Source organism: uncultured Brachyspira sp., from assembly GCF_944390845.1.
Taxonomy (GTDB): Bacteria; Spirochaetota; Brachyspiria; order Brachyspirales; family Brachyspiraceae; genus Brachyspira; species Brachyspira pulli.
In genome coordinates, this window is record NZ_CALXRM010000088.1 from 1 (window position 1) to 12010 (window position 12010).

The window sequence follows — 12010 nt, forward strand, 5'->3', positions numbered from 1 at the left end:
AAATTATGATACACCTATGTTATACTTCAAAAAGATAAGGAATACTTAAATGCAATATGTCTAGCACCCATGCAAAAATATATTTTTTACATTCTTGAATAATAAGCGATTATATTATATAATAATCTACTATAGTTTATTTTTGCAGGGCTTTGCCCCGCACACAACTTATTTTACCGAATAGGTCCTACTTGGTGGTGACCCATACGAAGTACGCCTACGGCGAGAAGCAAAAGGACTGCATTTTTTAACTAAATATTACTTGTTAAAAAATATTTCTTTTAATTCTTAAAATTATTTATTAAAATACGTCAATATAATTAAGTAAGATATAAAAATTTTTATTTTAATAAAGAGGTAGATAACTAAATGGCAAAACTTTCGCATCTGGAAAAAGAGTACATCAAAGCTAATTATAAAAGTAAAAGCATTGATGAACTCACAAAAAAACTAGAAAAAGACAGAGAGTTAATAGAAGAATATATTAATAATCTGCAAAATAATCAAAAAACAAATAATGTAAAAAAAGAAAAAACAAGCACTAAAAATAATAAAAACGCAGGAAGTATTATTTCTAAATTCTTCTCTAAAGAAGGAAATAATAATCAAGAACCTATTTTCAAAAGATATGAGGTAAAACCTTATCATCTTTCAAAAATAGATGCTATATTTGCTGCCGTTGCTTTTCTTTTCACATTCTTACTTTATTTGTTTACATTAACACCTTCACTTTCAGCAGGAGATAACGGAGAGCTTACAACTGCTGCTTACTTCTTAGGTGTAGGACATGCTCCGGGATATCCTTTCTATACATTAATGTCCAAATTATTTACTTATATACCTATAGGAAATATTGCTTGGAGAACAAATTTATTCTCAGGTACTTGTGCCGCATTTGCAATGATTTTCTTCTATCTTATTATGGTTAAAGTATTAGGACAAAATAGAATAGAAAAAGGATTCTCTCCAATAGTACAGATACCAGCATTACTAGCAAGTGTTGCTTTTGCTATATCTGATAATATGTGGGCTCAAGCTACTATGGCAGAAGTTTACAGTTTGAATATACTTCAAATAGCTTCTATGCTTTTAATACTTGTTTATTGGTTTGAAAATGTATGGAAACATGCAAGCGATGAAATTCCTTATTATGGAAGCAAACATTTAATGGCTTTCGGTTTTCTATACGGTGTAGCTCTTGCCAATCACCATGTTACTTTACCTTTCGCTTTTGCTCCTCTCTTATTTATAGCTGTTGTATTATTCTTAGTTCATAAAGACAGATATATCAATCATATAGAAACTTCATTTATATCAATATTTGTATTTTTGGTATTATTATTTATTGGAGGTTTCGGATACTATAGATTTATTATGAATTATGAAGCTTATTTATATTTCCCTCCGGGAGTAGCTTCTAATGATTCAATATTCTCTATAATATTTAAGCCTTTCGCTGATATGAATATAATGAGCGATATATTCACTGCATTGGCTAATGGTTCTTATTTAAGACCGGATATGATACAGAATTTAAAAGCTCCATTCTACCCTACTTTATATAAAGGTATGTTCTTAGTATTCTGGCCTTTATTCTTAGTATTAGTTTGGTGCTTAGTTTATAGATATTTCCTTTGCAAAATAGATAAATTTAATAACGATAATGACTTTATAACAGGAATATCAATAGTTTATTATAAAATGCTTTTAATGCTTGCAGTAGGTGTTATGATATATGCTTACATGCCTATAAGAGCAAGAGCTTTACCTCCTTTGAACTGGGGACAATTGAATGAACCTTCAGGCTGGGAAAATTTAAGTTATTTATTCAGTATGATACATAGAAAACAGTATGGTGCTTCTGGAAATGATATTGCTGCTGCTTTCATACTTCACCCAGAACAAGTATCTGCTTTGATAAATATTTTCAAAACACAATTAACTGCTTTAGGTTTATTATTCTTAATACCTGGATTATTCCAAATATTTAAGAAAAATAAATTTATGGGTATATTCTCAGTATTCGGACTTTTAAGTTTTGCTGTATCTTTAATGGCATATACTAATCCTCCTCCAAGTGTAAGAACATTATCATTCGTTGAAGTATTCTTCTTGCCTGCAACATTATATATGATTGTAATAATAGGTTTTGGTATTCAATGGTATATGGAATATTTCAATACAAATATAAAAAATGTATTAAAGAAGCCTTCAGAGGAAACTGCAGATACTTCATTAAAGCCTTATCATGCTATATCTCTTGCAGCAATATTAGCTATAATGATACCTATATTTGTAATGAATTTCAGCCGTAACAATAACTCAAAAGATTACAGCAACCATGACTATTCATACAATATGATGAACTCACTTCCTGACAATGCAATATTTGCAACAGAAGGAGGAGATAACCAAGTATTCGGACTTGTATATTATACTATGGTTGAAAGAAGAAGACCTGATTTAAAAATATATGACCAAAAAGGTAATGTATTTGAAAGAATATATGGTAACCTTATGAAAACAGACGGAAGATGGCTTGGCGATATAAGCGATGCCGTTGATAAAGACTTTATAGAATCAGGCAGACCTTATTATATGGCTTGGAGACGTGAAGGTCTTCATAGAATAGGAGATTACTATTTCAAAGCTTATGGTTTGGTATTCAAAGTTCAGCCTATTAAATATGCTTTGGTTGATGAATTAGAATTCTTTAAAGTACTTACTGTTAATGACTATAAAGACATTGCCAAAGAGCATTTAAAAAGAGATTATGAGAATGACAAATTAGCAGCTGATTTAAATGCTTTATTAGATGAAGGTTTAATTTCAGTTGTAAGAAAAAATATATATGACGGAAATGAAGAGATAACTTTCGTAAAAATGTATGAACTTCCTTTCCCTCAATTTAAAACTGAAGAGGATTACTGGAACAGTTATACTATGCAAGGTACTCCTGAAGAAATTTCTCATTATGACTTCCTAACAAGAGAAATATTTGTAAGTTCTTATTCTCTTGCCAAAATAGATATGTACAATAGAAGAATAAAAACATATCAAAAATTATTAGGCTTTATGGGTAATGGAAATGTAGCTAAAAATGGCATGACAAGAGATGAAGCTAATCAAAAAATAGCAGAGTTCCAAGATTTAAAGAAACAAGAAGAAGATAAAATGCTTACTATAGGTTTTGATATGTCTAATGTATATTTTGCAGTAGGTAATCAGGCTATTATGGATGGCAATTATGAAAGAGCTGCTGCAATGTTTGAGGAGCTTATCAAATTAGAAAAACTTATTTATCCTGCTTATTTCAATTTGACTGCTTCTTATGAATATTTAGCACGTTCTAAAGATACTCCTTATGACAAAGAAGCAGAGTATTTAAATAAAGCTAAAGATACTCTTGTTAGAGCTGAAAAGACTTTTCATAGAGGAAAAGATATGGGAGATGCTGCAAGAGAGCAGAATCAAACTTATCAGCAAATAAAACAGTTTATGGCTAGAATAGATGCTCAGCTTAAAACTACAAGACAGCAGGCTGATTCATTAAAAGAACAAGCTATGAAAGAGGATACTTTTGAAAGTTATTCTTCTTATGCTAATTATATATATCAAAACAGACAAGATATAGAAGAAACATTATGGGCTAAATTAGAAGCTAAAAAAAGAGCTAGAAATAAAGATCAATTAGTTAATGTTAATAAAGATATATCTATACTTTATGCTAATGTAGGAGATATAACAAGTTCTATTAATACATTAAATGATACTTTAAAAATGCCTGATCTTAGTAAAGATCAAAGAACAGGTTTAGAATTTGATTTAGCTAATATTTATCTCAACAATAAGATGTATGATGAAGCTGTAAGTACATATTCAAAATATACTAATGAGTTAACTCAAGATGGTGCTTTTGCTTTATATGCTATAGGTCATATATATATAGAACAAAATAAAATTGTAGAAGCTCTAAATATTTACAATGACTTCAAAAGAATAATGTCTCCATTAGCTGCTACTAATGATGTAATAGCTAATTTGGATAAAGATGTTGAAAGCAGAAGACTTCAGATAATGCAGTATTTAGGCACTATGAATATGGGACAATAAATACATAAACAATAACAAATTTCAAAGGCTTACTAATTAAATTTAGTGAGCCTTTTTCTTTTTAACCAAATTACATACCCCACCCTATAGGCTTTTTATTAAATTTGTATTTTTCATTTTTAATTATCTTAATGCCTCCGCTCTCAAAGCACTACCCACCCAAGTTGTGATTAATTTTTTTGTTTTTTCACCGCACGGTAAATCAGCTTTTAAATATGGCTAAATTATTATTATAATAAAAATGATATTTAACATTTCATTTAACGTGCGTTGTGTAGGCATACAAAAAAAACACTAGGGCGGGCATGCTTTTTTTATTAAGACAATAAAGAAATAAAAATTAAAATACAATACAAAATCAATAGAGAATAAAGGGCGGGAAATGTAAATAAAGTTTAAAGCTTATTTTTTAATCCCACCCTTTAGGCTTTAAATCTATTTTGGTATTTTTATATTATTTTTCTTTTAAATTTAAACTGTTATTTTAGCTGCCCACCCAAGTTTTTTTTAAATTTGCTGCTTTATTACCGCACGCAGAATAAAACTAAAAATATAGATTTATTTATAATTCAAATTTTATTATATTGTTAATTTGATTTACCGTGCGTTTAATGAATTTTAAAGTTAATTTCACCTTGGGCGGGTGCTGGAATTTATAATCAAACTATAAAGATTATAGAAATAAAAATTCAAAATATATTAACAAAGAATAAAGGGCGGGGATTAGAAAAAAGTAAAAAAGATAATATTTTCATTAAATTTGACTTAATATTATAATTTATATATAATTAGAATACATTAAATATTAAAGAAAATAAAAATTTGTCGCCGGATAAATTTTTAAAAAACGTTTGTATTCATACCGTAGGCCTTAGAAAGTATGAACGCAAACGTTTTTTTATTATGGGGTATTTTTATGAATGTGCTTAATATTTTTATTAAATATGTATCATTAAATATACTTGGAATGATAGGATTATCATGCTATATACTTGCAGATACTTTTTTTGTAGCAAGAGGAATAGGAGCAGACGGACTTACCGCTTTAAATATAGCCATACCTATTTTTAATTTTGTAAATGGATTAGGGCTTATGATAGGTATGGGTTCTGCCACAAAATATGCAATACTAAAAACTCAAAACCGTGAAGCTAATACTGTATTTACTAATGCTTTAATTTATGTAATTATAATATCCTCAATTTTTATAATTACAGGACTTCTTTTTGCAGAAAATATTTCTTATATGCTTGGTGCCAGAAATGAAATACAAAATATGACTAACACATATATAAAAGTAATATTAATATTTTCTCCTATGTTTATGCTTAATAATGTGCTTTTGGGATTTGTAAGAAATGATAATCACCCAAGACTTGCTATGATGGGTATGCTTATGGGAAGTTTATTCAATATCATCTTTGATTATATTTTTATATTTCCTTTAAAAATGGGAATATTCGGTGCAGTTTTAGCAACTGGATTCTCCCCTATTGTAAGCATATTAATATTATCAATAATTTTTATAAAGAAGCAAAATACTTTTTTTATTGTTAAGCCAAATATAAATATAAAAAAATTTTTTGAAATATCAGCATTGGGAATATCTTTTTTAATAACAGAAATTTCATCTGGTTTTGTTATGATAGCATTCAATATAGTAATACTTAATATCAATGGCAATATAGGAGTAGCAGCTTATGGAATAATAGCCAATATAGCATTAGTAATAATAGCAATATTTACTGGTATAGGACAAGGAATACAGCCTATAATAAGCAGCAATTATGGAAACATTAAAAACATAAATAAAATATATAAATACGCTTTAATTTTATCATCAGTTATATCAATAATAGTTTATATAATTACTTCAATATTTGCCAATGAAATAACCCTACTTTTCAATAGAGATTCGAATACAGAACTTCAAAAAATATCTGTTCAAGGACTTCATTTATATTTTACAGCATTTATATTTGTAGGATATAATATAATCACATGCGTATATTTCTCAGCTATGGACAGAGCAAAACCATCATTCATAATATCAATGTTAAGAGGCTTTATATTTATAATGCCATCAATATTTATTCTATCATCAATATTTGATATGATTGGAGTATGGATTTCTTTTCCAACAGCTGAAATTTTAACAAGTATTTTTTCTTCTATATTTTTTATATATTACAAAAAAATTAATATACAAACTAATTCATAAAAAACTATTTTTCATATGTACAGTTTGTATTAGTATTATTTCATTATTAATTTATAATTACTTAAATTTTTAAAATAAAAAAATTATAATAAATATAATCTGTTGAAGTTATTATATTTTATACAGATAATTATTTTATATAATATATTACTTTACAGCATACAAAGCCATAATTATATATAAATATTATTGACTATTTTTTCCTACATGATATAATACTGAAAATTATGGATAATATTATAAGACAAACAAATAAATCTATATATTCGCAAGTTTACTTTCTTAAACAAATTTATTTTTGCCGCAAAAGATATTTTAATCAATCTCTGTAATGATGGAAAAATTATGAAAAATAAATTCAATAACATATTAATACAAAAAAAACAATTAATAAAAAATATATTTATTATATCAATAGCAGTATTTATATTTATAATAATTATAACTGCATTTTTAGGAAAACAAGATAGAACAGGATATTTGTCTGAATTCAATTTAATATCATCAAAAAATGGTGAATACACATATAATTTTAGAATTAAATATTACAGTAAAATATTTAGAAACAGTGATATTTATGATGTTTATCCTTATTTAAATAATTTACCAAACTATATAAAATCAGCTAAAATGAATGACAGATTCGGAACTCCTTTTGGTTCTTTAATATCTACTAAAGAATTAAAACCTGATGACAAAATTGATACTAAATATTATTTGATGATAAATTTTGATGTATTTTATTATATAGCAATAATTTTTATTATTTTATTAATGTGTATAGGATATTATCTTATTAAAGAATACTGGAAATATAAAAAAACTTTGGATAAAAATGATTATCTGTTTGTAAACAAAATAGAACTTGTAGGAATAATATTATTTGCTTTTCAATACTGGCTGTTTTATCCGGGAAGTTTTAATTTTTATGATTTGTATGATAGTATTTTTAAAGTATTATTTAATATGAGTAATAATTGGCATCCATTTATTATAGAATTCTACATTAAATTCTTAGATAAATTAGGTTTTACTATGATGCCTTTATTTTTGATTAATATGTTATTATGGTATTTAGGACTATCAATAATAATAATTAGTTTATATTTAAAATTTAAAAATAAATATGTGATATTGTTATTTCTTATAAGTTATCTATATATAATATTTTTTAATAATGCAAATTATTTGAAAGATTTTATAGCTACTTTATATCTATTTTTATCTTGTTCCATAATATTATCTATCATTTTATATAAAATAAATAATAAATCTATTAGATTATTACTAAAATATCTATCATTATTAATACTTATAATAGGTATGCTTCATAGACACAATTTCATAGTTACAGTCTATCCTATATTAATATGGTTCACTTATGACTATTTAAAAACTAAAAATATTACTAACATAAAAAAATATTTGTTTTCTTTTGCAGCTATAATGTTTATTAATGCCATTATATTAATGGGTATATATTTTATATTTCCAAGAATATTTATAAAAAATATAAGACCAGATGCCTCAAATCATATTTACTTATTACAAATAGCAGGCTGTATTGTTCCTGAAAATGATAGCTCATTAATACCAGATTACTTATATCAAAAAAATAAAACTTTTTTAGATTTTTCTAATCAATATAAAAAAGATAGAACATCTGCAGATCCATTAAGAAATATAGTAAAATATGATAAAGAAATAAAAATAATATGGATTAAATCAATTATTAAATATCCTATAAATTACATAAAACACACTATTAATTTTACTAAAGCATTATGGATACAAAAATACACAGCATTCAATTCTAAAATTATACAAAGTTATCCATACAATTATAAAATAGAAAGATTTTTTCAAAAGTATAGAATAAGTAAAACAGGAGAAGAATTCTATAATTCCAAATGGTATAAAGAAAATAGCGGAATAAAATTTACAAAATTAAGAGAAAATATATATAATTTACTTTTGAAAATATTGCCTAATATTAATATATTTCCTTCTGTATTAATAGTAATAATTCTATTCTTTATAAGCGGTTTATTAATTTTATTAAATAAAAATTTAATAAATGATAACCTTATTTTTACTTTTTCTATATCTTTTTCTGGTTTTGCTACATCCATTATTACAGCTCTATTTAGTCCAGTAGCAGTTATTAATCTAAGTTATAGATATATTTACCCTGTTGTACCAATTAGTATATTAGCCTTAATGTCATTTATCATATTTATATATGACAGAGGAGGATTTAAAAAATTTATCAAAGAATTAAGAGGTAAAGATCAATGAAAATATCAGTAATAATACCCTGCTACAATGAAGAAATAACTATTAAACAAGTAATATAAAAGTTTAGGAAATATTTGCCTAAAGCTAAAAGAAATGTTTTTGATAATAAAATATAATTCAATTTTAGAAATAAAAAGTTTAACAAATAGATATAATTTTCTATAATTATTGTTGTGCTTATTTATCTAAAATTTTATATTACACATAAATATATAGTAATTAAAATAAATAAATTGATTATTTTTTTTATTATGATATAATACTAAATATTATGGATAATAGTATGAAACAAACAAACAAACAAATCTATATATTCGCAAGTTTACTTTCTTAAACAAATTTATCTTTGTTGCAAAAAATATTTTAATGGATATGGATACTACCTATGTATCTTATGGAGTAATTTATGAAAAATAAATTAAATAACATATTAATAGAAAGAAAGCAATTAATAAAAAATATATTTATTATATCAATATTAGCATTTATATTCATAATAATTATAACTGCTTTTTTAGGAAAACAAGATAGAATAGGATATTTGTCTGAATTCAATTTAATATCATCAAAAAAAGGTGAATACACTTATAATTTTAGAATTAAATATTACAGTAAAATATTTAGAAACAGTGATATTTATGATGTTTATCCTTATTTGAATAATTTACCAAAATATATAAAATCAGCTAAAATGAATGACAGATTCGGAACTCCTTTTGGTTCTTTAATATCCACTAAAGAATTAAAACCTGATGACAAAATTGATACCAAATATTATTTGATGATAAATTTTGATGTATTTTATTATATAGCAATAATTTTTATTATTTTATTAATGTGTATAGGATATTATCTTATTAAAGAATACTGGAAATATAAAAAAACTTTGGATAAAAATGATTATCTGTTTGTAAACAAAATAGAACTTGTAGGAATATTATTATTTGCTTTTCAATATTGGCTATTTTATCCTGGATATTTTCAGAATTTTGATACTTGGAGATCTATTGTACATGGTTTATATAATATGAGTTATAATTGGGATCCTGTTTTATTAGATTTAAGTATAAAATTTATTGATAAAATTGGGCTTACTATGTCATCTTTTTTCTTCATTAACCTATTTTTATGGTATTGCTCTATATCAGTGATTATTATTTCCATTTACATTAAAACAAAAAATAAGCTAAGTATATTATTGTTTTTAATTTCTTTTATACCACAAATATTTTTATTCAATATAGAATATTTAAAAGATTCTGTAGCAACTCTGTATATAATATTTTCTTACTCTATTGTATTTTTTATTATTGTATCTCCATTGAAAAATAGAAATAAGAGGATATTAAAAATCATATCATTATTATCATTAATTATTGGAATGTTACATAGACATAATTTCATAGTAACTGTTTATCCTATATTAATATGGTTCACTTATGATTATTTAAAAACTAAAGATATCAAATCAATAAAAAAATACATATTTTATTTTATTGGTATAATGTTAATAAATGCTGTTGTTTTAATGTCTGTATATTTTATATTTCCAAGAATATTTATAAAAAATATAAATAAAACAGCTAGTCTCCATATATATAATTTACAAATAGCCGGCTGTATAGTGCCAGCTAACGATCCATCTTTAATTCCAGAGAGTTGGTGGGGAGAGGGTAAAAGTTTTAAAGATCTTGCTGAACAATATAATAAAAATCCTTTTCTTGGAGATCCTATAAGAAATGATAAAATATTTTTATCACCAGATCCATCAGAAGTTAAAATAATATTGTTAAAATCTATTTTAAAATATCCTCAAAATTATATAAAACATATGTTTAATTTTACAAAAGCTATGTGGACATCAAAATATCAATATTATCAATATGAAGGAAGATATCCTAATAATACTGTATTAAAAACTAGAAAAGTAGATAAAATTTTCAAAAATACAAAATTTTATAAAGAAAATCAAGGTATAAAATTTACGGAATTAAAAAAATCAATCTTTAATTTTCTAACAATTATCTTGCCAAATATAAATGTATTTTTCTTTATACTAATATCAGTAATATTATTTTGCATATCTGGCATATTATTGATCCTAAAAAAAGAGTTTATAAATGATGTATTGGTATTTACTTTTTCTGTATCTTTTTCATCAATAGCAACAGCAAGTATAGTTGCTTTATTTACCGCAGCAATTGATTACAATTACAGGTATATTTATCCTATTATACCTATTAGTATATTAGCCTTAATGTCATTTATCATATTTATATATGACAGAGGAGGATTCAAAAAGTTTATTAAAGAATTAAGAGGTAAAGATCAATGAAAATATCAGTAATAATACCCTGCTACAATGAAGAAATAACCATTAAACAGGTAATAGAAGAATTTAGAAAATATTTGCCTGAAGCTGAAATAAATGTGTTTGATAATAACAGCAAAGATAATTCTGTGAAATTAGCAAAAGAAGCTGGAGCAATAGTTACTGAAGTTAATTATCAAGGTAAAGGCGAAGTTGTTAGAAGAGCTTTTGCGGATATTGAAGCTGACATATATATTATGGTTGATGCTGATATGCAGTATGATATATCTGAAATAAAAAAGCATATACAATACTTTTTAGATAAAAAACTTGATATGCTTAATATTTCTCGTGAAGTTGTAGACGAAGATGTACATAGAAAAGGTCATACTTTTGGTAATGCTATGCTCACAGGTTTTGCTAATACATTATTTGGAAAAAGATTTAATGATATGCTTAGCGGTTATAGAATATTTTCAAAAAGATTCGTAAAAAGTTTTCCAGCTGCTTCTAAAGGTTTTGAAATAGAAACCGAATTAACAATATATGCACTACAAATGCGTTTGCCTGTAGGAGAAGTTCCTGCTAAATATTTTAAAAGACCTGAAGGTTCTCATTCTAAACTTAATACTTTTAGAGATGGATTTAGAATACTATTTACTATAATTTATTTAATGATGACAGAAAAACCTTTATTGTTTTTTAATATAATAAGCATTATATTTTTTATTATAGGTATGTCTTTAGGAATAAGTATAACTATAGAATATTTTGAAACATTGAAAGTTGATAGATTCCCAACTGCCATACTTACTATATGCATACTAATATTATCCGCATTATCTTTTGCTATAGGATTAATAATGAATGCTGTAGGAAGAGTCATATCAGAAAATAGAAGATTTAAATATAATTCTATTAAATAAACTCCATTAACAGCTTGACTATTCATTTATTATATTATATAATTTATAAAATTATGGATAAATTTATTATGAAACAAACAAACAAACAAACAAACAAACAAACAAACAAACAAACAAACAAACAAACAAACAAACAAACAA

The 12010-nt window shown here is 24.8% G+C and carries 5 protein-coding genes; all 5 read left to right on the forward strand.

Features of this window, described 5'->3' with window-relative positions; all coding sequences use genetic code 11:
- Positions 1-369 precede the first annotated feature (369 nt).
- Positions 370-4113 carry a DUF2723 domain-containing protein gene (locus Q0K52_RS13240; protein WP_297300188.1) on the forward strand — a complete coding sequence of 1248 codons (3744 nt, stop codon included), beginning with the start codon at positions 370-372 and terminating at the stop codon, positions 4111-4113.
- Positions 4114-5029: 916 nt separating this feature from the next.
- Positions 5030-6334, forward strand: a complete 1305-nt coding sequence (locus Q0K52_RS13245) for an MATE family efflux transporter (protein WP_297300190.1) — start codon at positions 5030-5032, stop codon at positions 6332-6334.
- Between the two features lie 345 nt (positions 6335-6679).
- The gene (locus Q0K52_RS13250) at positions 6680-8632 is read left to right on the forward strand and encodes a hypothetical protein (protein ID WP_297300192.1); all 1953 of its coding nucleotides are present in this window, start codon (positions 6680-6682) and stop codon (positions 8630-8632) included.
- A 406-nt stretch (positions 8633-9038) separates the two neighbouring features.
- Positions 9039-10967 carry a hypothetical protein gene (locus Q0K52_RS13255; RefSeq protein WP_297300194.1) on the forward strand — a complete coding sequence of 643 codons (1929 nt, stop codon included), beginning with the start codon at positions 9039-9041 and terminating at the stop codon, positions 10965-10967.
- Complete coding sequence (locus Q0K52_RS13260; RefSeq protein ID WP_297300196.1) at positions 10964-11869, forward strand: glycosyltransferase family 2 protein; 906 nt, start codon at positions 10964-10966, stop codon at positions 11867-11869. Before Q0K52_RS13255 ends, Q0K52_RS13260 begins: the two co-directional genes overlap by 4 nt.
- Positions 11870-12010 lie beyond the last annotated feature (141 nt).